This window comes from Aliidongia sp. (genome assembly GCF_035943795.1).
GTDB lineage: Bacteria > Pseudomonadota > Alphaproteobacteria > ATCC43930 > CGMCC-115725 > Aliidongia.
In genome coordinates this window covers 1-25,012 of the sequence record NZ_DASZBY010000020.1, presented here as the reverse complement: position 1 = coordinate 25,012, position 25,012 = coordinate 1, and the positions used below count along the sequence as shown (strand labels likewise).

The following is a 25,012-nucleotide window of genomic DNA, read 5'->3' as shown; positions in this document are numbered from 1 at the left end:
CATGCCCGCCTTTCGCTTCACAGCCATCGACGCGCAGGGGCAGATCCAGCGCGGCACCATGGAAGCACCGGACCAGGCGACCGTGATCGACCGGCTGCAGCGTCAGGGCCACATGCCGATGCGGGCCGAGCCGGCCGGCGGCGCCGGGCGCTGGGCCGAACTGTTCACCGCCGATCTCGGCGGCCGGCGCGGCCTGCGCCGGCAGGAAATGACCGACGTCACGCGCGAGCTTGCGACCATGCTGGCGGCGGGCCAGGATCTCGATCGCGCGCTGCGCTTCATCGTCGAAACCGCGCCCAATTCCCGGGTCGCCAAAGTCATGGACCGCGTGCGCGAGAAGGTGCGCGGCGGCAGCGCGCTCGCAGCCGCGCTCGCCCAGGAACCGCAGAGCTTCCCGAAGCTGCATGTCGGGCTGGTGCGTGCCGGCGAGGCGGGCGGCGCGCTCGCCGAGACCCTGGATCGCCTGTCGGGCCTGCTGGAACGCGAACGCAGCCTGGCGGCGACGGTACAATCGGCACTGATCTATCCTGCCCTGCTGCTGGTCGCCGCCATCGGCTCGATCAGTGTCCTGATCGGCTACGTGTTGCCGCAGTTCGTCCCGCTGTTCGCCGAATCCGGCGCGCAGCTTCCGACCATGACCCGGCTGCTGATCGCCTTCGGCGACGCCATGCAGGTCGCCGGACCCTGGCTGCTCGTGCTGGCGCTGGTTCTAGGCGTGGCATTGCGCCAAGCGCTGAAGAACGACGGCTTCCGCCGGCCGGTCGACCGGTTTCTGCTGCGCCTGCCCGTCCTGGGCGGCCTGCTGCGCGAGAGCCTGGCCGCACGCTTCACCCGCACGCTGGGCACCCTGCTGAAGAACGGCGTGCCGTTGATCGGCGCTCTCGCCATCGTCACCGAGACGATCGGCAATCTGGCGGCGGTCGCGGCGATCCAGCAGGCGAGCGACAGCGCCAAGGGCGGCGCCGGACTGTCACGGCCGCTGGGCGACTCCCAGATCTTTCCGGCGCGCACGATCCATCTGCTGCGGCTGGGCGAGGAGACCGCACAGTTGGCCGCCATGGCGCTGAAGGCGGCGGAGATTCACGAGGAGCGGACACGCATCGCCGTGCAGCGCATGGTGGCGCTGCTCGTGCCCACGATCACCATCGCGATGGGTGCCGCGGTCGCGGCGATCGTGGGCTCCCTGCTGACGGCCATGCTGGGCCTCAATGACCTGGCGCTCTGAGCCCTGCCGCCGACCGGGCACGGCCGGTTTCACGCTGATCGAGATGATCGTCGTGCTGGCGATCCTCGGGCTCGTGCTCGCCATGGTCGCGGCGCGCGGACCCCTGGGCCTGCACACGCTCACCGCCCGCGCGGCGGCGAACGAACTGGCCGCGGGTTTCCGCACCGCCCGTTCGCGGGCCGTGAGCGAGAACCGCGCGATCGAGGTCAGCATCGACCTTTCCGCCCATAGCTGGCGCATCGGCGCCGACCGCCCGACTGCCTTGCCGCGCGGGCTCGACATCGCCGTCCTGACGGTTGCCGGCCAGTCGGTGAACGGCACGCTGGCCGACTTCCAGTTCCTGCCCGACGGCAGCTCGACCGGCGGCCGCGTCGAACTCAGGGACGGCCGGCGCCGCATGAAGATCGGCATCGATTGGCTGAACGGCCGGGTCAGCGTCGGCGATGCGAACTGAGCGCGGCTTCACCCTGCTGGAAGTGCTGATCGCGTTCGCGATCGCCTCGCTCGCCTTGGTCCTGCTGTTTCGCGCGGCTTCGGGCGGGCTGTTGTCTGTCCGGACGGCCGGACGCTATGACGAGGCCGTCGCCCGGGCGCGCTCGCACATGGCCGCGATCGGCCACGACGCCGCCCTGATCGCCGGCAGCAGCGAGGGCGCCGACGGCAGCGGATTCCGCTGGCATCTGGACGTGACGCCGATCGCCACCGGACAGAGCACCGGCAACGGTCCCTCGCGGATCACCGGTCCGCCACCGCCGGTGCTCTATGCCGTCGCCGTCGCGATTTCGTGGCGTGAGGGGGGCAAGGATCGCGAGGTCGTGCTGCGGACCCAGCGCATGGGACTGGGGGGCGACGATGGCCGCTGATGCCGGCCGGCGCCAGGCCGGCTTCACCCTGATGGAGATCCTGGTGGCGCTCGTCGTGCTGGGCATCCTGATGGCGGGGCTCGGCCAGGGCATGCGCCTCGGCATGGCGGCCTGGACGCGCCAGGCGGCGCTGGTCGACGAGACCGCGGATCTTGACGCGGTCGATCGAACGATCCGCGGCCTGCTCACCAGCGCCACCACAGGCGCCGTCCACGGCCGCAATGATTTCGAGGGCGAGACCGACAGCGTGAGCTTCGACGGGGTCCTGCCGCTCGCCTTCGCCTCGTCGGGCCGGCGGGCCAAGATCACGCTCGCCGTCGACGACCGGCACCGGCTGATGCTGCGCTGGGCCGGCATGCTGATCGACCCGAACACGACGCAGCCTGCGAGCGGCGAAGCGGTCGTCGCGGAAAACCTGGACCATATCGAGCTCGCCTATTGGCAGGGCGGTCTCGACGCGCCCGGCTGGCGCGATCGCTGGACCGCGACCACCGCGCCTGCGCTGATCCGCCTGCGACTCGTCTTTGCCGGGAAGGACCGGCGTCATTGGCCGGACATGGTGGTGGCGCCGCTGGTCGAAGAAGGAGGCGGTTGAATGGGCAGCCCCTTTCATCCGAGCCGAGAGACGGCTAATACTCTTGCCGCCTATCGGACGCGGCTTAAGCTCGTTGCTCCATTGGCCGGTCCCGACCGGGGGCGCGGCCATTCAGCAGACCGGACAGAGGGGAGCCTGCGCGGCCTATCGTGACCATCGGCACTTTCCTATCCTGGTGGGGCGAGCAGCTCCGAAGCCTGTTGCCGGCGACGCTCGCCGGCGCGACTCCGCTCGACCATGACGCCATCCTGGTGACGCTGGAGGACGAGGCCGCGGCCGAGGTGGTCGAAGTCACCCTGCGCAAGCGCGGCCAGCCGAGCCGGCTCGGCCGCTTCCTGCTCGACGGGCCGGGTATTCGCGCCCTGAAGCAGGCCTGCGCCCTGCCCGGCCGTCCCAATGCGGTCATCCTGCGCCTGGGCTCCGCCTTCCTGCTGGAAAAGCAGCTGGTGCTGCCGCTCGCCGCGGAACGCGAACTCGTCCGCGTGCTGGGTTTCGAGATGGATCGCGAGACCCCGTTCGCCGTCGACGAGGTCTATTGGGACGCGGCCGTGATCGAGCGGGATCGTCGCCAGGGGCGCCTGACGGTCCGCCTGTCGCTGGTGCCCCGCGCGCCGCTGGCCGACCTGGTGCGGGATCTGGCAGCGGCCGACCTGGCGCCGACCATGCTGGCCCCCCTGCTGTCCGACGGGACGATCCGGCCGATCGCGCTCGATCACAGCGGGGCGCGCAGCCGCGGCTGGCGGGGCCGGGCGATGCCTGCCCTGACAACCGTCGCGGCCCTGCTGGCGCTCGTTGCCGTTGCCCTGCCGTTCGTCCGGCAAGCCTTGGCCGCCCGCGAGATCGAAGCTTCGATCGCGGCATTGCAACCCACGGTCGACGAGGCAGCACGCCTGCGCCGGCAGATCACCGGCGGCGGCGGCGAGGCGATCGCGGCGGAACGCGCGAAGCTGCCCAATCCGCTGAAAGTCATGGCCGCCACTACCCAGGCGCTGCCGGACGATACCCATTTGACCGACCTGTCGCTGAAGAACCGGCGACTGTCGCTGATCGGGCAGTCGGCCGCGGCCGCCAAGCTGCTGGGCGCGCTCGCCGCCGATCCAGGCTTCAAGGATCCGGCGTTCGCCGCCCCCGTGACCAAGCTCGAAGCGAACCAGCAGGAAATCTTCTCGATCGCGACGGAGGTCCGACCCTAGATGGCCGCCGCCCTGCCGACCGGACGCCAAGGCCGCCTGCTGGCGGTGGGCCTCGTGATACTGACCGTGGTCGTGGCCTGGCTCGCCGTGGCTGCACCGTTGATGGATCTTTATGCCGACCAGGACGCGAGACTGGCGCAACGGGCCGCGCTCGCCGACCGGATGTCGCTCGTGGCCGAGGAGGTGCCGGCCTTGCAGGCGCGTGCCGCCTCCGTCCCGGCGAACAACGGTACCGCGACCTTCGAGGGAGCGACCGACGCGCTTGCCGGCGCCAGCCTGCAGTCGTTGCTGCAGTCGCTGGCCAGCACCGCAGGCGCCGGCCTTTCGAGCCTGGAAACGCTGACTGCCGATCAGGCCGGGCCCTATCGGCGCATCGGTGTCAAGCTCAGCATCAGCGCGCCCTTGCCGGTGCTGGTCGAGCTGATGGCCCAGATCGAGCAGGCGCATCCGCCGATGCTGATCGACGACCTGCAGATCCACGGCTCGCCGATCGTCCTGCCGGGCGCCCAGAGCGCGGCCCTCGACGCGGGCTTTACCGTCTATGGCTTCCGCGGCGGGACCGCGCCATGACGCCCCGCGACCTCGCGCTCGGCGGATTGGGCATCCTGTCGCTGGCACTGCTCGCCGTCATCGGGGTCGAAGCAACGTCCAAGCCGACCCCGCCGACCCCGGACAGCGCGCCGGTGCGGGTCAGCGACTTGCCAGCGGCCGTGGTCGACGATGGGTCCGCCCTGGTACCGATCATTCTGGCGCGACCGCTGTTCGCGCTCGACCGGCGTCCGAAAGCGGGACCCGCCGCGACCGGCGCTCCGTCGGACGACATGCCGCGCCTGGCCGGCATCCTGATCGACCCGACCCAACGGCGTGCGATCTTTCAGCCCAATGGCGACGGCAAGCCGCTGACCGTCGACGAAGGCGACCAGGTCGCCGGCTGGCAGGTTCAGCGCATCGCCATTGATGGCGTCACGCTGACCGGCCCCAAGGGGACGCAGACGCTCCAGCCCAAGCCCGACCCGGCGCTGGCGGCCGCGGCTCCGGCAACGCCCGCGACCGCTATGCCCGGCCTCAATCCGGCGCCGCAGAATCCCCGCCAGTTCATCCCGGGCGGCATGCAATTGCCGCCCGGCGTGCCCAACCCCTTCGCCGGCCAAACCGTCCCGAAACCGGGCCGCCCCGTCGCCCCGCAACCGCCTATTCGCCAGCCAGGGGGCGCGCCCGCCGCGCCGAACCGCAGATGAAGCTTCGCCTGACCGTTCCCGCCATTCTGCTGACACTCGCCGCCTGCGCCGCGCGACCGACGGAGCCGCTGACGCCGCTGCCGGGCGACTTCGCCGGCGATCGCGGCGTCGCCAGCCCGCGGCTCAGCGGCGCGCTGTCGGCCGATCAGTCCGCGACGCCCCAGCCGCAGGTCGCGCTGGGCGCCAACGGTCCCGGCAGCAACGAACGGCGACCCGGCGCCTCGGGTGCCGCCGACGTCACGCTCAATTTCGTCGACACCGACATCCGCGAGATCGCCCGGTCGATCCTCGGCGGCACGCTCAAGATCAATTACACGATCGACCCGGCCGTGCGCGGCACGGCGACGATCGAGACCGCCCAGCCGGTCCCGCGCGACCAGCTGTTGGGTATCCTGGAGACCCTGCTCGCCCAGAACGGTGCCACGCTCAACGAACAGAACGGCCTCTACCGCGTGCTGCCATCGAACGGACCCGGCGCCAATGCCGGGCTGGTCGGCACCGACGGCGTCGGTTCGGGCACCCAGATGATCACGCTGCGCTACGCCTCGGCCAAGGATCTGGCCAAGGTGCTGGAGCCGTTCGTGTCCGAGGGCGGCAAGGTCAGCCCGGACCCGACGCACAACGCGCTCGTGGTCAGCGGCGAGCCGGCCGCGCGCCAGAGCCTGGTCGGCCTGATCCGGGCGTTCGACATCGATCTGCTGGCCGGCCAGTCCTATGCGGTCTTTCCGGTCAATACCGGCGATCCGACCAAGGTCGCGGGCGAACTGTCCAAGGCGTTCGGCAGCGAGGCCGACGGCCCGACGGCAGGCCTGGTCAAGGTTATCCCGATGGAGCGCGTCAATGCCGTGCTCGTCGTCTCGTCACAGGGCCGCTACATCGCCGACGCCCGCCGCCTGTTCGCGCTGATCGATCGCGCCAAGAAGGCAAGCGCCCGCAGCTGGCATGTCTATTACGTGCAGAACGGCGAGAGCCGGGATCTGGAAAACGTCCTGCAGCGCGCCTTCACCCCGGGCCACGTCTCCAGCAGCAGCAGCGGTAGCGGATCCACCTCGCCAAGCCTCGACCAGATCACGCTCAACTCGAATTCCGGCGGTGCCGGTGCCGGCGGCGCACCGACGAGCGGCACCATCGGTTCGAGCGGCGGCGGCATCGGGTCGCCCGGCGGTACGCCCGGCAGCGGCACAGGATCGGGAACGGGGCAGCCGCAGAGCCAATTCGGCGCCGGTACGCCGCAGGACAATTCGCAGTCGCCGTCCCAGGACGCGCTCTCCAGCGGGTCGGGCGACAAGGATGCCGACGCCAACAGCATTCGCATCATCGCCAACCGCCGCAACAACGCCCTGCTGATCTATGCCACGCCCGAGGAGCAGAGCGTGATCGACGGCATGCTGCGCAAGATCGACATCCTGCCGCTGCAGGTCCGCATCGACGCGACCATCGCCGAGGTGACGCTGACCGACAACCTGCAGTACGGCACGCAGTTCTTCTTCAAGGACGGCGGATTGCAGGGCACCTTGTCCAACGTCGCGGCAGGTACGATCGGCGGCGCTTTCCCGGGGTTCGTGCTGGCGAAGAACACGAGCGCGGTGCATGCCGCGCTGAGCGCCCTGCAGGCGGTTACCAACGTCCGCGTGCTGTCGTCGCCCCAGATCATGGTGCTCGACAACGAGAAGGCGACCTTGCAGGTCGGCGATCAGGTGCCGTACCTGACCCAGACCTCGCAATCGACCCTGACGTCGACCAGCGACGTCATCAGCAGCGTCGCCTATCAGGAAACCGGCGTGATCATGCAGGTCATCCCCCGGGTCAACACCGGCGGCCTCGTGACGCTCGACATCGCCCAGGAGGTGAGCGAGCCGGTGGCGACCAGCACCTCCTCGATCCAGTCGCCGACCTTCTCGGAACGCAAGGTGCAAAGCCGCGTGGTCATTCAGGACGGCCAGACCGTCGGCCTGGCCGGCCTCATCCGGGACAATACGAGCATCGGCAATTCCGGCATCCCTTGGCTGAAGGACATTCCGATCCTGGGCAGCCTGCTGTCGACCCAGGCCAACGACCGGACCAGAACCGAACTGCTCGTGCTGATCACCCCCCATGTGATCCACGACCAGCGCGATGCCCGCGCGCTGACCGAGGACCTGCGCACCAACCTCAGCCATGCCGGACTGGTACCCCAGGAATTGAACGCCCGGCCTCTGTCCGGGTCGACCAATCCGAACGCCGTCCTGGGCAATTGAGCGCGGCGGCTTCCGCCGGAGAGGATCGCCGCCGGAACCGCGGCTTCGCGCTGCTGATCGTGCTGTGGGCGCTGGTCCTGCTGGCGCTGATCGTGACGGAGTTGGGTGCCAGCGGGCGGATCGAATCGAAGATCGCTCGCAACCTGATGGCCAATGCCGAGGCCGAGGCGGCGGCAGACGGCGCGGTGCACCAGGCGATCTTCCACCTGTCCGACGCCGGCGGGCAGGCCTGGACGGTCGATCGCAGCATCCGCCGGATCACGATCGGGCCGATCCCAGTCGAGGTGCGGATCGAGGACGAGGGGGGCAAGATCAACCCCAACATCGCCAATGCCGACCTGCTGCAATCGCTGCTGACCGTGCTCGGCGCGGATCCGCGGGTGGCGCAGACCGTGACCCAGTCGATCGTCGAATGGCGCGGTGGCCTGCCGGCCGACCAGCAGGCCGCCGTGGTCGCCCGATACCAGGCGGCCGGCCTCAAGTACCAGCCGGGCTTTGCACCGTTCGAAAGTCTGGAGGACGTCGCCCTGGTGCTGGGGCTGCCCAAGGCGCTGGCCACCCTGCTGCTGCCCCACCTGTCGGTCCACCAGCTCGGCATTTCCGACCCGGCGCAGGCCGATCCGGTCGTGGCGAGGGCGATGGCCCAGTTGCCCGGCGCCACGGCGCAGCCGCCGATCGCCCTGCCGACGGCCTATCGCAGTGTCACGATCCGCACGACGGCGCGCGGCCCCGGCGACGCCCGCTTCACGCGCCGGGCGGTCGTGCGCATCGGCCCCGGCCTGCCGCACGGCTATGCCGTGCTTTCCTGGGACGCCTCGTCGACCGACCCGTAGTCCGCTATTGGTTGTTGCAGACCGTCGCGTTCTCGCCGGTGCCGCCCGGCTGGCCCGAAGCACCGTAGGTGCAGATGTCGAACGGCAGGCCGGTACGGCTGCTGGGATTGCGATATTGGAACGGCCGGCCCCAGGGGTCGATCGGCCCCTTGCTGTCCTTCAGATAGGGGCCGTGCCAATTGTCGACGCCCGATGGCGCGGCCACCAGCGCCTGCAGCCCCTGATCGCTGGTCGGATAGGCGCCGACGTCGAGGCGGTAGAATTCCAGCACGTCGACCAGCTGACCGATCGACTGCTGCGCGATCTTCTGCTTGGCATTGCCGAACAGCGTCATGACACGGGGCGCCACGAGGGCGGCGAGCAGGCCCAGGATGGCGATCACGACCAGCAGTTCGAGCAGCGTGAAACCCCGCTCGCGACGGCGCTTTTGCGGCGGAACGGCAGGAGAAGTCTCGACGATGACGGCAGACATGGGGCGGAGCATCCAGGTTCCGGAACGACGCGCCGGAGTGTGGCGAGATTCGGCGGCGGAAACAACCCGGCAGGGCGACGCTTGCCAAGCGAACGGCGCGCCGGTCACACTCGGCCACCCACGAGATACACCCATTGCCGCCGGTATGGAGGGATTTTGACCACCGCAACGACATCTTCACAATCCTCCCCTTGGCGCACGCGCTGGTTCTTCGTCTGTCCCGTCGATCGCCTGGCGGAGGATGATTGCCACGTCACCGTCGATCTGCCCGAACGGTCGATCACGCTGCAGAACGACCGCGGCACCTTGACCGGCTTCGAGAATGCCTGCGCCCACCGGTCGCTGCCGCTGCGGCCCGCCGGCTTCGGCCGGGGGCTGCTGCGCTGCCAGCACGGCTGGACCTACAACGCCGACGGCATCCCGGTCGGCATTCCCGATGACGACGAGCAGGCCGACCTGGACCTCGCCGGCCGTGAGCGCCTGGCGTTGCGGCAGATCGGCGTCGCGGTGATGGAAGGCGGCATCTTTGCGCGTGTCGAGGATGACGGCAGCCTGCCCGACGCGGCGTGGCTGGCCGACGCCGAACTGGCTGGCGCGGCTCAGCGCCTCGCGATCGATCGACTGCTGCGGGCCGGGGCGGCTCCGCCGGCCGAGGGCAGCACGCTCGGCAACCTGTCCGTCGACCTCATGGGCGATTTCGCGTTGCTGGGCTGGGTCGTGCCGCAGGGTGCGGATGCGATCCGCGCGACGGTCGCCCTCTATGCACTCGCCGAAGCGCCGGATGAGATCCCGATCGAGACGCAAGCGCGATATGACAAGGCCGCCCAGGGATTGGCACGGGCTGCCGGCTGACGCCGACGGGTGCGCGATCCGGGCGGTCCATGGACCCTGTCGCCGTAAAGTGTCATGATCGTGTCTTCAGCAAGCCCGCGCGAGACGGGTATCGGAGCGGTATGACCCACGACGCAACGATGCGCGAACCAGGCGAAATCGTCGGTACCCATTGGCCTGCCCTCGCCGACCTGGCGCCGCTCGAGGTGCTGGATCGCCAGACTCTGGCCGAACTCCAGTCGGAACTGCCGTGGATCAACCTGCCCGGCGGCCGCGCGCTGTTCGACGCGGGCGAGCCGGCCGACGCGCTCTATATTCTCGTCTCCGGCATCCTGGGCGTCATCGTTACGACGCCGGAACGAGGCCAGCATCTCGTAGCGTCGATCCGGTCGGGCGAGACGGTCGGCGAGATGTCGCTGATCACCGGGGAACCACACAGCGCCACCATCGTCGCCTTGCGCGACAGCGAACTCGTCGTCATGCCCAAGGCGATCTTCGACCGGCTGATCGTCGAGCAACCGAAATTCCTCATCTGGCTCAATCGGCTGCTGGTCGATCGGCTGCATCGCACGACGTTGAGAACCGCGGCGCTCGCGCCCAATGCCGCCGTCGCCGTCGTGCCGATCGATCGTTCCATCCCGATGGAAGAACTGATGGGCGCCCTGATCGACCGTCTGAAGCGGGCCGGCAAGCGTGTCCATCGGTTCGATGCAGACATGGGCGGCCAACCGATCGAATGGTACGACGAGATAGAGCAAAGCCACGATCTCGTGCTGTATCAAGCCGGGCCGGCCGAACCGGAACTCGACGGCTGGAGCCGATTCTGCCTGCGCCAGGCCGATCGGATCATGCTGATCGGCCGACCGCTCAGCCGGATTCCCGATCCGCTGCCGGTGGCGCCGATCGACAAGGGCGGCCGGGTACTGCCGATCGAACTGGTGCTGCTCGAACCGGAGCGGGCCGGCCGCCATGCCCATCCCCCGCTCGGGCCGGAGCGCTTCACCGCCATCCACCATATCAGGATGCACGAGGGCGGGGATATCGGCCGCCTGGCGCGCCACATGGCGGGCATTGCGGTGGGTCTGGTACTGGCCGGCGGCGCCTCGCGCGGCTTTGCCCATATCGGCGCCATCCGGGCCTTGCGGGAAGCCGGCGTGCCGATCGACCGGGTCGGCGGCACCAGCATGGGCGCCATCGTGGGCGCGTGCGTCGCCGCCGACTGGGACGATGATGAGATCACCGAACGCATGCATGGCGCCTTCGTGCGCAACAACCCACTCGACGACTACAACCTGCCCTGGGTCGCCCTGTTTCGCGGCAAGTCGGTCGATCGCCTGCTGCAGGCCTATTTCGGCGATACTCTGATCGAGGGCCTGTGGCGGCCGTTCTATGCCGTATCGACCAACCTCACCCGCGGCGGCATGTGCGTGCATCGCGCGGGCATGCTGTGGCAGGCGTTGCGTGCCAGCGTCGCGATCCCGGGCGTCCTGCCGCCGGTGCTGCAGGATGGCGAGGTGCTGGTCGACGGCGGCGTCATCGACAATTTTCCGGTCGACATCATGGCGGGCGAGCGCAAGGGACCGATCATCGGCATCGACGTCGCCGGCGACCGCGCCCTGATGCCAGGCAGCGAGGTGCCGCTCAATCGTCACGGGCTGATCGGCTGGTTCCGGCCCGACACGCGGCCGCTGCCCGGCATCGTCAGCATCCTGATGCGGGCCGGCACGGTCAGTTCGCAATTGCAGACCAGTTTGGCAAGATCACAGACGACGCTGCTGATCGAGCCGGCGCTGAGCGAGGTCCCGCTGCTCGACTGGCATTCGTTCGATCGTGCCGTCGAGGCGGGCTATCGCCAGACGCGCAAAGTGCTGGAGCGGGCCGACCTGCACGCGCTCGGCCTGCTTTGAGGCCATTGAGATTTCTTGACTGGATTCATCACAGGTTTGCCCATATGCCACTCGCGGCAAAGAGGTGGCGCGACACGCCTCTTTGATCGACCGCCCAACCGCCGTGTGGACGCCCTGCGGGATCCTTCCGGCGGATCTTTCGGAGAGAGCCCGAATGTCGTTCCTGCGAAAATTCCTGGCGCTCCTGGTGGCCATCCTGGCATTGGCACCGGGCGGCCTGCTCTCCGGTCATGCGGGTTATGCGGCCCATGGTACCGGCCTCGGCCATGCGGGCGGAGCGTTCGGGTCGTGCCTGATGCTGGTCGTTCTGATGGGCATCGGTTGGGCTTTGTTCCGGGCTTTCCGGTACGGCATGCCGGATTTCGCCGCAATGGGCCGTCCTCGCGACTATGCGGTCGGCGGTTTCGCTGCGGCCGGTGGCAGCGGTCGCGCGCCGCAGACGAGCTTGACGCTGCTCGACGGTGATTTCAGCGTCTTCGCCGACGCGCTCAACAACATTCAGACCGCCTGGGGCAATGGCGACCTTGCCCATCTGCAGCGCTTCGTGACCCCCGAGATGCTGAGCTATTTCTCCGAACAGCTCGCCAACAACCAGCGCCAAGGCCTGCAGAACCGGATCCATCACGTCGTCCTGCTGCGCGGCGAGCCGCGTGAGGCTTGGGCCGAGGGCATCACGGAATATGCCGCAGTCTATCTGCGCTGGAGCGCGATCGATTACACGGTCCGAACGAGTCGCGGGCCGACCGATGCGGATTTCGTCGCCGAGGGCGACCCGCAGCGGCCGGTTGAAGCGGAAGAAGTGTGGAGTTTCCGCCGCAGCCAGGGTGGCCGCTGGCTCCTGTCGGCGATCCAGCAGGCGTGAGCGCGGCCGGGCGCTAGTTCCCGCCCGCCGCCTGCTCCGCCTTGAGGCCGTCGAGTACGACGATGGCCGCGCGCGCCAGATGTTCGTGCAGCACCTGGCGCGCCAGTTCCGCATCGCGCAGGCGGCAAGCCTCGACGATGCGTCGATGGTCCGCCAACCACTCGCCCGTATGGTCCGGCAAGGCCCGGTAGGCACCCCAATAGCGATCGACCGTGCCGCGCAGGGCGGTGATCATGCTCAATTGCCTGGCATGGCCGGCCGGCGCGTACAGCGCCTCATGGAACGCCCCGTCGAGTACCGCCCAGTCGGGATCGCCGGCGCCCCGTTCGGCCCGGTCCATCGCCGCCTCGACCCGTTTCAGGTCGGCATCATCCATGCGGCGCGCCGCCCGAGCCAGCAGGTCACCTTCCAACAGTCGGCGCAGATGATAGATCTCGCGTACGTCTTCGACGGACAAACGCGTCACCACGGCGCCCCGATTGGGATAGACGGCGACCAGCCCTTCGCCCTCCAGGCGCAGCAGCGCCTCGCGCACCGGAATCCGGCTGACGCCGAACCGGATTGCGAGTTCTTCCTGCGGCAACGGCTGCCCGCCCACCAGGACGCCCCGCCGGATCTCGTCGCGCAATTCATCGGCGATGAGATCCGGCGTCGTCCGATAGGAGTGGACCCGATGACGGATCGATTCTGGCTTAGATCTGCTCATGGATGCATGGTAACATGTATACAATATCGGTCAAACCACTGGATAAGAAACAAATGTCTGGAAAGATTCATCACTATGAGGTCCTGGTGACCTGGACCGGCAACCAGGGCACCGGCACGTCGGACTACCGCGCCTACGAACGCAGCCACGAGATCAGCACCAACGGGAAGCCGTCGATTCCAGGATCCTCGGATCCCGCGTTTCGGGGTGATCCGGCGCGCTGGAACCCGGAAGAGATGCTGGTCGCCTCGGTCTCGACCTGTCATCAATTGTGGTATCTGCATTTGGCGTCGGTCGCCAAGATCTGCGTCGTCGCCTACGAGGACCGGCCGGTCGGGGAGATGGCGGAAACGCCGGACGGCAGCGGCCATTTCACGAGCGTCACTTTGCATCCGCGGGTCACCCTCGCCGCCGGTGCCGACGCGGCGCGGGCCGAGGCGCTGCATCATCAGGCCCATGAGATGTGCTTCATCGCCAACTCCGTCAATTTCACGATCGACTGCGTTCCCGAAACCCGGCACGAAGCCTGATCCGCCACGGGCGATGAAACCGACGGACAAGCGGTCCGCGAGGATGCTGCCGCTCGTCGCGACGAAGGGTTGTGGCCCTCGACCGATCACAGGTTGAGCCAAGCCGGCAGCCCGCTCGACCGCCGGCCCACAGGGAAGATTCCATTAGGAAAATCGGCCCTATGCTCGTCTTCTAGAGGGATCGTGAGAAGACGAGGCTCGGTTCGATGCGTCCCTGGATAGCCCTGATTCCGGTCGTCTGCGGCCTGCTGGGCAGCGCTCTCGCCCATGCCGCGGACCCCGCCTGGAATGCCGACGAGCAGGCCGTCGCCGCGGCCGACGAGGCATTCTTCGCTGCGTCCCGCGACCGGCACGGCGACGCCTGGGGCGACTTCGCCGACGAGAACGCGACCATCCAGGGCGGCCATGGCAAGGTGGAGATCCGGGCGGTATTCGAGAAGCTCTATGCGCGCCCCGGATTCACGCTGACCTGGCATCCGACCTTCGCCAAGGTCGTCGGTGAGGTCGGCATGACCAGCGGCCCGTATGAGATGCATCGTCTGGATGCCCAGGGCCAAGATCTGCGCACGACCGGCCGCTATGTCACGGTCTGGCAACGACAGTCCGACGGGCAGTGGCGTTTCGCCTGGGATGGCGGGACCGAAGACAAATGACAGACGAGGCCGAGTTGGATCGCCATGGACTCGAGACGGGTCCCAGCCGCCTTCTGCTCGGCCACTGGCTCGACGTACGCGGCGAGGAACCCGTCCCGCGGCGGGCCGACATCGATCCCGGTGCCCTGAAATGGGCCCTGCCCCATATCTTCATGCTGAACATGGTGGCCGCGGATACCGCAATCTACCGCTTGGTCGGCACCGCGCATCGGGCGCGCTGGGGGATCGAACTGACCGGGCACGTCTGGGGCGAATTCCTGGACATCGGGCAGCGGGTCGACCGCACCCGCCGGCTGTGGCGCGCCGTCGATCAGCCGTGCGGCTTCACGGCACGCTACGACGTGGTCTTTGCCTCCGGCGCCCATGATCCGGTCGAAACGCTGCTGCTGCCGCTTCGACCCAACGACCCATCTGGCTGTCCGATCCTGATCGGCACCGGCAATTCGCGACGGCAGATCGAATGGGTCAACCAGCCCGGCTCCGTCGCCTCGCGCACGGCGGAGCAATTCCGCTTTCTCGATCTCGGCTACGGCATCCCGGCGAATTAAGCCTCGTGCGCCTCGGCGCGATCGAAGCAGGCCTTGATGCTGGCGAGGCCGATCAGCACGGTCGCGACCGCGCCGCCCAGGCCGGCCTCATAACCGACCCCGCCCTCGGCGCGCGCCGCCAGGAACAGGCAGGCGATGCCGAACAGTCCGAGCAGTGGCAGCCCGATCGCCAAAGTGCCGAAATCGTCGATCAGCAAATCGTCGAGCGCCAAGGGCGGCTGACCGTCGAAATGCCGCTTGATCTCAAGGAACAGCACCAGGCAGGCCGCCAGGAAAGCGCCGATGCCGCAGCCATAGCCGGCACGATCGACGGCCCCGGCGGCACCATAGAGGCCGGCTAGGCCGACGACGATCACGAGCGCCCGCCCGACCGCCAGCCGAACGCCGCGCCAGAAGTCCTGGTTGGCTACAGCTTCTACCGTCAGTTCCGTCATCCCGACCTCCGCCCTCGTCGCCTTGGATCCGACTATAGCATGGCAATCGGAGACTTCTGCGGGATCCCGCCCCGGCCTTACGGCGCCGGACGCATCCGCATCCCCATGCCTGCCGCAAAATAAACTCGCGGGCTTTTGGGGATGAAACACCCTGTTGATCTCGTTTCATAATAGAGCGACCCGATCCCAAAGATCGGTCTCGATGAAACTGGAGGTTAGATCATGGTTGCCGAAACGCCCCGCCGTCACCGAACTTGGACGCGGAAGATTGCCAATATCGTGATCTTCGGCACCATCGCCGGCATTCTCTCGGCCTGCTACGTCTATCCGGTACCGCCGCCGCATCCGCACTATTATTACTATGGCGGTTATTACCGCTGACGGCCGGTTTGCCGCGGCCGCAGGTTCGGGCGTAGGATCGAGCGTGCCGCCCGCCCCTCGAGCGAAAGCAGACCATGGTCCGGTTGCAGTGGATCGCCGCAAGGCCGCTCCTCTTCATGCTGCTGGTACTTGCCCGATCCGCCGCGGCCGATACCCTCGACTCCGCCGACGAGGCGTTTCGCGCGATCAGCTACCGACAGGCCTGGGCCGGCCCGCTGGGCCAGGAGCAACGTTGGACGAACCCGGCGACGGGGCATGCCGGGTCGGTGCGCGCGGTCAAGGAGCGGCTGGACACCACGACCCGGCAACCGTGCCGGGAGATCGCGGAAACGCTGGTCAGCGACGGACGGCCTGCAACAGGCTATGCGGTCGGCTGCCGCGGCGACGACGGCGCCTGGCGGATCGTTCAGGCCAGCACCACCGATGCGACGGCAAAAGGGGTCCCAGGTCCAGTGCCCGCGGACGTGATCCCCTACGTGGCCCCGGCCGACATCGCGACAGGCGGCGGCACGGGCGATCTTTCGGGTCTACCAGCCGAAATTCGGATTCTGGTACCTTGGCGCGGGGGGCCCGGCGCGCCGCCCCCGGCGCCGCGCTGAACCAACGACATCGGCGCGCCAGCCTTCAAGGGCGGCACGCTGCCATCGATCAGACGGAAACCGCCCGAACGCGATCAGACGACGAGGTTGACCACCTGGCCACGACCGCTGGAATTGAGCGGCTGGACACCGGTCGGCTTCGCCGACTTGTTCGACTGGTTGTTATTGTCGGTCGCCTGCAGCTGCTGCTGGCGGCCTTGAACCTGGCCGTTGGTATTGATCGTTGAGACCGGACCCTGGCCGACGCTCGAGATGCTCATGCTGACCTCGCCTTCAAGACCCGGCGATGGAAAGCGACTTTGTCGCTGAAGCGCCGGCGATCAGGCAGGGATTTATCCCCATTGACTGCCGACATATACCGCGACTCGGGGTTAAAAGTCCATTAAGCCCGAGTCGGATCGCTTGGCGAATCTTGGAAGATCAGCAGCGTCGACCGGAGCTTTTGTCGAACAGATGCAGGCTTTCCGCGGGAAATCCCAAGGGCAGCCGCACACCGGTCGCGATCTCGGCCACGCCGTTCAGGCGCAGTAGCAGGCTGGGGCCGCCGTCGCCCAGTGTGCCATAGACGATCGTGTCCGCACCCAGCAGCTCGACCATCTCGACGTGGAGATGGGCAGCCGCCTCGCCCTCGGCCGCGAGGACGAGATGTTCCGGCCGGATGCCCAATGTTACCGCCGTGCCGGCCGCGACGTCGCTCGTAATCGTCAGCGCCGTGCCGCCGGCGAGCATGACCCCTCCGCCCTCGCCCATGGTGCCGTCGAGGAAATTCATCGCCGGCGAGCCGATGAAGCCGGCGACGAACAGGCTGGCCGGCCGTTCGTAGAGCTCGATCGGCCGGCCGATCTGCTCGGCGACGCCACCATTCAGCACGATCAGCCGGTCGGCCAAGGTCATCGCCTCGGTCTGGTCGTGGGTGACGTAGATCGAGGTCGTGCCGAGCCGCTGCTGCAGCCGCTTGATCTCGACACGCATCTGCACGCGCAGCTTGGCATCGAGGTTCGACAAGGGTTCGTCGAACAGGAAGACCTGGGGCTCGCGCACGATGGCGCGGCCCATGGCGACGCGCTGGCGCTGGCCGCCGGACAATTGGCGCGGCGTGCGGTCCAGCAGTGCACCCAGCTGCAGGATTTCCGCCGCCTTGTCGACCCGCGCGCGGATGTCGTCCTTCGACAGCCCACGGATCCGCAGGCCATAGGCCATGTTTTGGAACACGGTCATGTGCGGGTAGAGCGCGTAATTCTGGAACACCATGGCGATGTCCCGGTCCTTGGGCTCGACCCGGTTCACCACACGCTCGCCGATCGCGATCGTGCCGCCGGTGATCGCCTCCAGCCCGGCCACCATGCGCAGCAGCGTGGATTTCCCGCAGCCGGACGGACCGACGATGACGACGAACTCGCCGTCGGCGATCGCGCAATCGACGCCGTGGATCACGGCGGTGCTGCCATAGGACTTGGTGACGGCGGAAAGGGTGACGGTCGCCATGTTCGGATGTTTCTCGCTATTTCTCGGCGTCGACCAGGCCTTTGACGAACCAGCGCTGCATCAGCAGCACCACGGCCGCCGGCGGCACCATGGCGAGGATCGCCATCGCCATGACCAGGTGCCAGGGCGTGTTCGCATCGACCGTCAGCATGCTCTTGATCCCCACGACCAGCGTGGTCATCGAGGCGGTATTGGTCACCAGCAGCGGCCAGAGGTACTGGTTCCAGCCATAGACGAACAGGATCACGAACAAGGCCGCGAGGTTGGTGCGCGACAGCGGCAACAGCACGTCCCACAGGAAGCGCAGGGGGCCGGCGCCATCGAGCCGCGCCGCCTCGATCAGCTCGTCGGGAATGGTCAGGAAGAACTGCCGGAACAGCAGGGTCGCCGTCGCCGACGCGATCAGCGGGATGGCGAGGCCGCCGTAGGTGTCGATCAGGCCCAGGTTCGCCGTGACCTGGAAAGTCGGCACGATGCGCACCTCGACCGGCAGCATCAGAGTGAGGAAGATCATCCAGAAGCAGACCATGCGTCCGGGAAAGCGGAAGAACACGATGGCGTAGGCCGACAGGAACGAGATCAGCATTTTGCCGAGCGCGATCGACAGCGCCATGATCAGGCTGTTCAGCAGCAGGCGCGCGACCGGCACGCCCGACAGTTGCGGCATGCCCTGGGTGAGCGCAGCCAGGTAATTCTCGACGAAATGGCCGCCTGGCATCAGCGACATGCGGCCCGACAGGATCTCCGGCGTGGTCATGGTCGAGCCGACGAAGGTGACGTAGATCGGGAACCCGACCAGGGCCAGGCCCAGCACCAGGATCAGGTGCGGCAGCCAAGCCAGATGTCCGGACCTGCTCTCCATCCTAGTAATGCACCTTGCGCTCGACATAGCGGAACTGGACCGCCGTCAGGGCGATGACGATGATCATCAGCACGACCGACTGGGCCGAGGAGCCGCCCAGGTCGAGCCCGACGACGCCATCGTAATAGACTTTGTAGATCAGAATCTCCGTCGCCTTGGACGGGCCGCCGCCGGTCACCGCATGGATGACGCCGAACGTCTCGAAGAAGGCATAGACCACATCGACCACGAACAGGAAGAAGGTGGTCGGCGACAGCAGCGGCATGACGACGGTGCGGAACCGATGGACGCCACCGGCACCGTCGATCGAGGCCGCTTCGAGCAAGGATTTCGGGATTGCCTGCAGCCCGGCCAGGAAGAACAGGAAATTATAGCTGAGCTGTTTCCAGGCCGCGGCGACGATGACCAGCGCCAGCGCCTGGTTGCCGTTCAGCAGGTAGTTCCAATCCACCCCCATCCAACGCAACGCATTGGCGAGAATGCCGATGCCCGGCGCGAACAGGAACAGCCACAGCACGCCGGCGATCGCCGGTGCGACCGCGTAGGGCAGCATCAGGGCGGTTTTGTAAACCGCCGCAAACCGCACGACCCGATCGGCCATGACCGCCAGCAGCAGCGCCGGCAGCATGGCGAGCAGGGTCACCGCGACCGAGAAGATCGCGGTGACCTGGAACGCATGCAGATAGTCCGGGTCGGCGAACACGGTCGCGAAATTCTCGAACCCGACGAATACGGTCGACAGGCCGAACGCATCCTGGCTCTGGGTCGAGAAATAGACCGCTTCGGCCGCCGGCCAGAAGAAGAAGACGAGCGTGACGGCAAGCTGCGGCGCCACCAGCAGGTAGGGCAGCAGCTTGCCTTCGAAAACGACGCGCCGTTCCATGGACTGCCTTGTTCGTCCGAGCCGACTAAGACGCGGTTTTCTCGAACTGCCGCAGCAGCGCGTTGCCGCGCGTCACGGCGGTGTCGAGCGCCTCCTTCGGCGTCTTCGTGCCATTCAGCGCCGCCTCGACCTCTTCGGCGACGACATCGCGGATCTGCGGCAGGTTGCCGAGGCGCAGGCCCTTGGAATTCTCCGTCGGCTCCTTGTTGGTCAATTCCTTGACCGCGACGTCGAAGCCCGGATGGGACTGGTAGAAGCCTTCCTTCTGGACCGCTTCATAAGATGCCTTGGTGATCGGCAGGTAGCCGGTCGTCTCGTGCCACTTCACCTGGATCGGCACCTGGCTGAGGAAGGTCAGGAACTTTGCGACGCCCTTGTATTCCTCGGCCTTCTTGCCGCCCATGATCCACAGGCTGGCGCCGCCGATGATGGTATTCTGCGGGGCACCGGCCACATCAGGGTAATAGGGCAGCGGGGCGACCGAGAAATCGAACTTGGCATTCGCCTTGAAGATGCCGTAGGTGCCGGACGAGGTCTGGATCATGCCGCAGTCGCCCGAAACGAACTTCGCCTCCGGCTCGGTCGTGCGGCCGGCATAGTCGAAGCTCTTGTCCTTGGCGGCATCGACCAGGTCCTGCAGGTGGCGCACCTGCAACGGCCCGTTGATCTCCAAGACGGCATCCTTGCCGCCGATGCCGTTTTCCTTGGTCGCGATCGGCTTGTTGTGCCAGGCGCTGAACACTTCGAGCTGCGCCCAGGCCATCCAGCCGGTGGTGAAGCCGCAGGCGCTGCCCGAGGCCTTCAGCTTCTTGGCGTCGTCGAAGAATTCCGGCCAGGTCTTCGGCGGCTTCGCCGGATCCAGCCCGGCCTTCTTGAAGGCATCGTTGTTGATGTACATGACGGGCGTCGAGCTGTTGAACGGGAAGGACAGCAGCCGCCCCGCCGCCGTCGAGTAATAGCCCGTGATCGCCGGCAGATAGGCGAAGCGATCGAACTTCTCGCCCGCCTCGTCCATAACCTCGTAGACCGGCTTGATGGCGCCCTTGGCGGCCATCATCGTCGCCGTGCCGACCTCGAACACCTGCAGGATCGCCGGCGCTTGCCCGGCACGGAACGCGGCGATGCCCGCATTCAGCGTATCGGCATAGCCGCCCTTGAACACGGGCACGATCTTGTAGTCGGCCTGGCTCTTGTTGAAATCGTCGGCGAACTGGTTGACCAGTTCGCCGTTCTTGCCGGCCATGGCATGCCACCATTGGATCTCGACGGGTGCCGCGAAAGCGGGCGCGGTCAGCGCGGTGGTGCAGAGTGCCGCGGCAGCAACGGCGAGCGAACGAATGGACAGCATGGATTCCCCTCCCGGAAACGACCTTGAAGCGCTTGGCTCACGCTCTTATCGCGCAGGACATTGCCGTTTTGTGACAGTCTTGTGAAGCCTGCAATGTGGCGCGGATCCCATCGCATCCACCCGATATTTGCGCTATCACGGAAGCAATGCTCTCCGCCCGCCCCCCTCGCGAGATTCCACCGCTCCGTTTGCCGAGCGGCCACATGATTCCCGTAACGGTGCGGGTCAGTCCGCGCGCCGCCCGCATGGCGCTGCGGCTGCATCCGGCGGTCGATTCGGTCGAGCTGGTCCTGCCCGCGGGCGCGTCCTTCGCGGTGGCGCTGGGCTTCCTCGACGGCAAGCGCGGCTGGATCGCGGCCCAACTGGCCCGCATGCCGCCGCGCATCGCCTTCATCGACGGCGCGGTCATCCCAGTCCTTGGCAGGGACCGAGAACTGGTGCTCCAGGAACTGGGGCGCGGTCGGCAGCCGGTGTTCCAGCTGAAAGCGGCCAGCATCGAAGTCACCGGCGATGAGGCCAGCCTGGCGCGGCGCACGCGCGCCGGTCTTGCCGATCTGGCGCGGGACATGCTGGCGTCCAAGAGCCGGGCGTTGGCCGCGCAATTGGGCAGGCCGATCGCCAAGGTCAGCGTCGGCGATCCGCACAGCCGCTGGGGCAGTTGCGCGTCCAGCGGCAACATCCGCTATTCCTGGCGCCTGATCCTCGCCCCCGAGCCGATCATGGACTATGTCGTGGCCCACGAGGTCGCCCATCTGGCCGAAATGAACCACAGCGCGCGCTTCTGGCGCGTCGTCGCCAAGCTGTCGTCCGACGTCGACCACGCGCGCACCTGGCTGAAGCGGAACGGGCCGCAGCTGCTGCGCTACGGCTGAGCTATCGCCCGCCGCTATTGACCGGCGGCATCCAGCCGGGCCGCTCCTGCTGGTTCGACGGCGCGCTCACCGGCGTGACCTTGGTCGCTTCTTCCAGGATGCGCATGAAGCCCTGGTGATCCGGCTCCTCGTTCGCCGCCATCGGCACGCCCTCGTCGTCCACGCCGGTCGTCAACGGCCGCGCCGGGGTGCCCTTGAGGGCCGCCGTCATGAAATCATGCCAGGCACGGGCGGGCAGCGAGCCGCCCGTGACCTTGGCCATCGGCGAATCATCGTCATTGCCGAACCAAACGCCCGTGACCAGGTCGGCGGTATAGCCCACGAACAGCGCGTCGCGGAAATCCGACGTCGTGCCGGTCTTGCCGGCGGCGGGACGGCCGATCGCAGCGGCCTTGCCGGTGCCGTGCTGGATCACGCCCTGCAGCATGCGGTCCATGTCGGCGACATATTGCGCCTGGATGATGCGCCCGGTGCTGTTCTGCTGCCGCTGGTAGAACACCTTGCCGTTGGCGTCGCGGATCGCGGCGATGCCATAGGGCCAGACGGCATAGCCGCCGTTCGCCAGGGTCGAATAGGCCGAGGTCAGCTCGATCAGTGAAACCTCGCCGGTGCCGAGCGCCAAGCTCGGGTCTTCGTTCAGGTCGCTGGTGATGCCCAGGCGATGGGCGGTCGCGATGACATTGCGGATGCCGACCTTTTGCGCGACCTGGGCCGCGACCGTGTTCAGCGACTCGGCCACCGCCTCGGCCATGGTCACGTCGCCCAGATAGCGGTTCTCGAAATCATGGGGCTGCCAATTGCCGATCCTGGTCGGCCCGTCGGTGAAATGATCGTCGGGCCGCATGCCGTGCTCGAGCGCCGTCAGATAGACGAACGGCTTGAAGGCGGAGCCGGGCTGGCGCACCGACTGGACCGTGCGGTTGAACTGGCTCACCTGGTAGTCCCGCCCGCCGACCATGGCGCGGATCGCGCCGTCGGGCGACATCGCGATGAGCGAGGCCTGGCCGGCCGCCGCCTTGGCGCCGTCCTTGGTCAGGATCGCATCCAGCGCACCCTCGGCCGCCAGTTGCATCTTCGGATCGAGCGTCGTCACCACGGTGATGTCGCCCGACAGGCCGAAGGTCGCGGCCTGGTCCTGTACCCAATCGGCGAAATAGCGCATGCCCGGCCGGGTGATCGGCACGGAGCTCAGCACGAAGCTCTGCTTCTGGATCGTCGTCGCCTCGGCCGCGCTCAGATACCCGGCCGCGACCATGTTGGTCAGCACCTGGGCGGTGCGCGTCGCGGCACGGACCTGGTCGCGCGCCGGGCTGAACCGGGTCGGCGCCTTGAGCAGGCCGGCCAGCAGCGCGCATTCATAGGGCGAGAGCCGGCGCGCCGATTTGCCGAAATAGCGACGCGAGGCGGCATCGACCCCCCAGGTGCCGGCACCGAAATAGACCCGGTTCAGGTAGATCTCGAGCAGCTGGTCCTTGGTGAAATGGCGTTCGAGCCAGACCGCCAGCACCGCCTCCTGCACCTTGCGCAGCAGGGTCTTGTCCGGCGTCAGGAACAGGTTCTTCGCGACCTGCTGGGTGATGGTGCTGCCGCCCTGGACCATCTGGCCGGCCTTGAGGTCGACGAAGATGGCACGGGCCACGCCCAACGGATCGATGCCGAAGTGATGGTAAAAGCGGCGGTCCTCGGTCGCGATCACTGCCTCGGGCAGTGCCTTCGGCAGGTCGGTGAGCTTCAGCTCCTCGCCATAGAGATCGCCGAAGGTCGCGATCAGCGAATCGTCGGAGGCGCGCAGCGTGATGCTCGGATGATGGTCCGGCTGCGCCAGCTCCGACGTATCGGGCAAAGTCGAAGCGGCCCAGGCGACTAGCAGGCCGAGGCCGATCGCGCCCCAGACGAAGCCGATCATGGTCAGCCGCAATGCCAGCCGCCCGGCCGCGCGGCGCCAGCCCGCCTTCGGTTCGGGGGTGCGGCGCGGCTTCGGCGCCTCACGCTTCGGCCCTTTGCCGGATAGCGGCGGCCGGTCGTTCGGCGTCACGCGCACGGGATGAAGGCCCTTCTCACTGCGAAACCCATCGTAAAATCCTCGTCCGGCATAGCACGAACGGGCCAAAGGCCGCATGCTCTCGAAACCGTCGCGAAGATTTTGGTAACAGAGTTTGGCAGGATTGCGGTCGATGTTGCCCTGAGGCCGCGGGAGCGGTAGGGAAAGCGGCGCCGTACGGCGCAAAGGAAATGGACGTAGGCGTGCCGGGGAGCGGGACCATCGAGCGGGACGACAGTGTGGCGGCGGGGCAGGCAGAGGCGGATGCTCTCGGCCGTGTCGAACCGCATATCGAACCCGAGCCGCATTTCGAGGTCACGCCCGAGGATCTGATCGAGACCCACGCACCGGTCTCGCCAGTCGATCGTCATTGGATCCGCCGCGCGCTGATCTTTGCCGTCCTGTTCCATGTCGTGCTCGTGCTGCTGCTGATCTTCGCCGGTGGGCGTAGCGGCAGCCGCGGGCCGGGCCAGCCGATCCCGGTCCAGCTGGTCCTGATGCCACCGCAGGACATGCCGATCTCGCCGCCACCTCCTCCACCTCCACCGCCACCACCACCACCCCAGGCGAAATCGCCGCCCCCTCCACCGCCGCCGCCTCCCCCGCCACCCGGTCCTTTGGCCTCAGATGATTCGGGACAGCTGAAGGCGGATGATCCGGCCAAAAGCACATCGGATGATCGCGCGGCAGGCGAGCGGAAGGATAAATTAGGCGCGGCCGGGCCGACAGCAGGGCAAACCGAACCCGACAAGCAGGAAAAAGAGGCCGGCCAGACCAAGCCGGACGAAGCAAAGAACAATCAGAGCGAGGCGCCAGAGCAGGAGGCGCCGAAAGACACGCGCGATCGCAGCGCGATGGCTGGTGTCGTGCCGCCACCACCGCCCAAGCCCGCTCCGCCGACCGATACGTTGAAAGGTCCGGAACCGAAGTCGCCGTCACACGCGCAACTGACGCTCGGCGGCAGTCTTGCTCAAACACCTCATCCGGAAGCCCCGTCGCACCAGGAATCACGCATTGCCAAAATTCCTGGTCCTGAGGCAACCCGGGATGAATATCTGGCTTATGTAAACGACACGATCAGAAGCCGTCTACCGGCCATTCCATCCTCGCTCATAGCGCAAAGCCGAACGTGGATGTCGATCGGCATTACCCTGCGGCGAAACGGCGTAATCTTGTGGACCAGGATCGAGGACTCGTCGGGCGTGCCGACGATAGACAATCAAGTGCGCAATGCCATCGAGTCCATCGGCCGCTTCGCTCCAGTCCCGAACTATATTGGAAATGCTGACACCGCCGGATTTATCTGGCGCCTGTCATTACGTCCGCCGGGACAAGCCCAGTAGCCGCGCGCAACGATGGAAGCGCTGCAACCGTTCGTTAGGAGCTTTCGACTTATCGTCGTCCGTTCCCCATT

At 67.3% G+C, this 25,012-nt stretch carries 28 protein-coding genes; 19 read left to right on the top strand and 9 right to left on the bottom strand.

Annotated elements, in window-relative coordinates:
* Position 1: 1 nt before the first annotated feature.
* The 9 genes from VGV37_RS03335 (at position 2) to VGV37_RS03295 (ending at position 8,184) form a co-directional block, all read left to right on the top strand.
* Positions 2-1,225 (top strand): type II secretion system F family protein, encoded by a 1,224-nt coding sequence (locus VGV37_RS03335; RefSeq protein ID WP_326878195.1) that lies wholly within the window; start codon positions 2-4, stop codon positions 1,223-1,225.
* On the top strand, positions 1,209-1,679 hold the full coding sequence (locus tag VGV37_RS03330) for a GspH/FimT family pseudopilin (protein WP_326878194.1): 471 nt from the start codon (positions 1,209-1,211) through the stop codon (positions 1,677-1,679). The genes VGV37_RS03335 and VGV37_RS03330 overlap by 17 nt, the downstream gene beginning before the upstream one ends.
* Positions 1,669-2,088, top strand: coding sequence for a type II secretion system protein (locus tag VGV37_RS03325; protein ID WP_326878193.1), 420 nt, complete (start codon positions 1,669-1,671; stop codon positions 2,086-2,088). Before VGV37_RS03330 ends, VGV37_RS03325 begins: the two co-directional genes overlap by 11 nt.
* A complete protein-coding gene (locus VGV37_RS03320) occupies positions 2,078-2,683 on the top strand; it encodes a prepilin-type N-terminal cleavage/methylation domain-containing protein (RefSeq protein WP_326878192.1) in 606 nt (201 codons plus the stop codon). Before VGV37_RS03325 ends, VGV37_RS03320 begins: the two co-directional genes overlap by 11 nt.
* 149 nt (positions 2,684-2,832) lie before the next feature.
* A complete protein-coding gene (locus VGV37_RS03315) occupies positions 2,833-3,876 on the top strand; it encodes a PilN domain-containing protein (RefSeq protein WP_326878191.1) in 1,044 nt (347 codons plus the stop codon).
* On the top strand, positions 3,877-4,446 hold the full coding sequence (gene gspM / locus VGV37_RS03310) for a type II secretion system protein GspM (protein WP_326878190.1): 570 nt from the start codon (positions 3,877-3,879) through the stop codon (positions 4,444-4,446). It abuts the gene before it with no gap.
* A complete protein-coding gene (locus VGV37_RS03305; protein WP_326878189.1) occupies positions 4,443-5,114 on the top strand; it encodes a hypothetical protein in 672 nt (223 codons plus the stop codon). Before gspM ends, VGV37_RS03305 begins: the two co-directional genes overlap by 4 nt.
* Complete coding sequence (gene gspD, locus VGV37_RS03300) at positions 5,111-7,351, top strand: type II secretion system secretin GspD (RefSeq protein ID WP_326878188.1); 2,241 nt, start codon at positions 5,111-5,113, stop codon at positions 7,349-7,351. Before VGV37_RS03305 ends, gspD begins: the two co-directional genes overlap by 4 nt.
* Positions 7,348-8,184 carry a hypothetical protein gene (locus tag VGV37_RS03295; protein WP_326878187.1) on the top strand — a complete coding sequence of 279 codons (837 nt, stop codon included), beginning with the start codon at positions 7,348-7,350 and terminating at the stop codon, positions 8,182-8,184. The genes gspD and VGV37_RS03295 overlap by 4 nt, the downstream gene beginning before the upstream one ends.
* Before the next feature lie 4 nt (positions 8,185-8,188).
* Here VGV37_RS03295 and gspG read toward each other — a convergent pair whose 3' ends face one another.
* Positions 8,189-8,656 carry a type II secretion system major pseudopilin GspG gene (gene gspG / locus VGV37_RS03290; protein ID WP_326878186.1) on the bottom strand — a complete coding sequence of 156 codons (468 nt, stop codon included), beginning with the start codon at positions 8,654-8,656 and terminating at the stop codon, positions 8,189-8,191.
* 156 nt (positions 8,657-8,812) lie between these two features.
* Between gspG and VGV37_RS03285 the strand changes: the two genes are divergently transcribed.
* From VGV37_RS03285 to VGV37_RS03275, 3 genes are all read left to right on the top strand, one after another.
* Positions 8,813-9,508 carry a Rieske 2Fe-2S domain-containing protein gene (locus tag VGV37_RS03285; protein WP_326878185.1) on the top strand — a complete coding sequence of 232 codons (696 nt, stop codon included), beginning with the start codon at positions 8,813-8,815 and terminating at the stop codon, positions 9,506-9,508.
* Positions 9,509-9,627: 119 nt separating this feature from the next.
* Complete coding sequence (locus VGV37_RS03280; protein ID WP_326878184.1) at positions 9,628-11,394, top strand: patatin-like phospholipase family protein; 1,767 nt, start codon at positions 9,628-9,630, stop codon at positions 11,392-11,394.
* Positions 11,395-11,548: 154 nt separating this feature from the next.
* Positions 11,549-12,256: a TIM44-like domain-containing protein gene (locus VGV37_RS03275; protein ID WP_326878183.1), complete on the top strand. Its 708-nt coding sequence runs from the start codon at positions 11,549-11,551 to the stop codon at positions 12,254-12,256.
* Between the two features lie 13 nt (positions 12,257-12,269).
* Here VGV37_RS03275 and VGV37_RS03270 read toward each other — a convergent pair whose 3' ends face one another.
* The gene (locus tag VGV37_RS03270) at positions 12,270-12,962 is read right to left on the bottom strand and encodes a GntR family transcriptional regulator (RefSeq protein ID WP_326878182.1); all 693 of its coding nucleotides are present in this window, start codon (positions 12,960-12,962) and stop codon (positions 12,270-12,272) included.
* Positions 12,963-13,015: 53 nt separating this feature from the next.
* Between VGV37_RS03270 and VGV37_RS03265 the strand changes: the two genes are divergently transcribed.
* From VGV37_RS03265 to VGV37_RS03255, 3 genes are all read left to right on the top strand, one after another.
* The gene (locus tag VGV37_RS03265) at positions 13,016-13,492 is read left to right on the top strand and encodes an OsmC family protein (protein ID WP_326878181.1); all 477 of its coding nucleotides are present in this window, start codon (positions 13,016-13,018) and stop codon (positions 13,490-13,492) included.
* Between the two features lie 206 nt (positions 13,493-13,698).
* Positions 13,699-14,145 (top strand): YybH family protein, encoded by a 447-nt coding sequence (locus VGV37_RS03260; RefSeq protein WP_326878180.1) that lies wholly within the window; start codon positions 13,699-13,701, stop codon positions 14,143-14,145.
* On the top strand, positions 14,142-14,693 hold the full coding sequence (locus VGV37_RS03255; RefSeq protein WP_326878179.1) for a PAS domain-containing protein: 552 nt from the start codon (positions 14,142-14,144) through the stop codon (positions 14,691-14,693). Before VGV37_RS03260 ends, VGV37_RS03255 begins: the two co-directional genes overlap by 4 nt.
* On the opposite strand, the gene VGV37_RS03250 is transcribed toward VGV37_RS03255, so the two are convergent.
* Complete coding sequence (locus VGV37_RS03250) at positions 14,690-15,127, bottom strand: hypothetical protein (RefSeq protein ID WP_326878178.1); 438 nt, start codon at positions 15,125-15,127, stop codon at positions 14,690-14,692. The genes VGV37_RS03255 and VGV37_RS03250 overlap by 4 nt on opposite strands.
* 222 nt (positions 15,128-15,349) lie before the next feature.
* Between VGV37_RS03250 and VGV37_RS03245 the strand changes: the two genes are divergently transcribed.
* Both VGV37_RS03245 and VGV37_RS03240 read left to right on the top strand, forming a co-directional pair.
* Positions 15,350-15,508: a hypothetical protein gene (locus VGV37_RS03245; RefSeq protein ID WP_326878177.1), complete on the top strand. Its 159-nt coding sequence runs from the start codon at positions 15,350-15,352 to the stop codon at positions 15,506-15,508.
* Between the two features lie 74 nt (positions 15,509-15,582).
* On the top strand, positions 15,583-16,107 hold the full coding sequence (locus tag VGV37_RS03240; RefSeq protein ID WP_326878176.1) for a hypothetical protein: 525 nt from the start codon (positions 15,583-15,585) through the stop codon (positions 16,105-16,107).
* A 74-nt stretch (positions 16,108-16,181) separates the two neighbouring features.
* Here the strand turns inward: VGV37_RS03240 and VGV37_RS03235 are convergent, their stop codons facing one another.
* From VGV37_RS03235 to ugpB, 5 genes are all read right to left on the bottom strand, one after another.
* Positions 16,182-16,367, bottom strand: a complete 186-nt coding sequence (locus tag VGV37_RS03235; protein WP_326878175.1) for a hypothetical protein — start codon at positions 16,365-16,367, stop codon at positions 16,182-16,184.
* Positions 16,368-16,527: 160 nt separating this feature from the next.
* Positions 16,528-17,592, bottom strand: a complete 1,065-nt coding sequence (locus tag VGV37_RS03230; protein ID WP_326878174.1) for a sn-glycerol-3-phosphate import ATP-binding protein UgpC — start codon at positions 17,590-17,592, stop codon at positions 16,528-16,530.
* Between the two features lie 16 nt (positions 17,593-17,608).
* Positions 17,609-18,454 (bottom strand): sn-glycerol-3-phosphate ABC transporter permease UgpE, encoded by an 846-nt coding sequence (gene ugpE, locus VGV37_RS03225; protein WP_326878173.1) that lies wholly within the window; start codon positions 18,452-18,454, stop codon positions 17,609-17,611.
* A gap of 1 nt (position 18,455) precedes the next feature.
* A complete protein-coding gene (gene ugpA, locus VGV37_RS03220) occupies positions 18,456-19,337 on the bottom strand; it encodes a sn-glycerol-3-phosphate ABC transporter permease UgpA (protein WP_326878172.1) in 882 nt (293 codons plus the stop codon).
* Positions 19,338-19,362: 25 nt separating this feature from the next.
* On the bottom strand, positions 19,363-20,685 hold the full coding sequence (gene ugpB / locus VGV37_RS03215; protein ID WP_326878171.1) for a sn-glycerol-3-phosphate ABC transporter substrate-binding protein UgpB: 1,323 nt from the start codon (positions 20,683-20,685) through the stop codon (positions 19,363-19,365).
* Between the two features lie 203 nt (positions 20,686-20,888).
* On the opposite strand from ugpB, the gene VGV37_RS03210 reads away from it, so the two are divergent.
* Positions 20,889-21,557, top strand: coding sequence for a SprT family zinc-dependent metalloprotease (locus VGV37_RS03210; protein ID WP_326878170.1), 669 nt, complete (start codon positions 20,889-20,891; stop codon positions 21,555-21,557).
* 1 nt (position 21,558) lies between these two features.
* Here the strand turns inward: VGV37_RS03210 and VGV37_RS03205 are convergent, their stop codons facing one another.
* The gene (locus VGV37_RS03205; protein WP_326878169.1) at positions 21,559-23,598 is read right to left on the bottom strand and encodes a PBP1A family penicillin-binding protein; all 2,040 of its coding nucleotides are present in this window, start codon (positions 23,596-23,598) and stop codon (positions 21,559-21,561) included.
* A 191-nt stretch (positions 23,599-23,789) separates the two neighbouring features.
* Here VGV37_RS03205 and VGV37_RS03200 point away from each other — a divergent pair, with 191 nt between their 5' ends.
* Complete coding sequence (locus tag VGV37_RS03200) at positions 23,790-24,941, top strand: TonB C-terminal domain-containing protein (RefSeq protein WP_326878168.1); 1,152 nt, start codon at positions 23,790-23,792, stop codon at positions 24,939-24,941.
* The last annotated feature ends 71 nt before the right edge of the window (positions 24,942-25,012 follow it).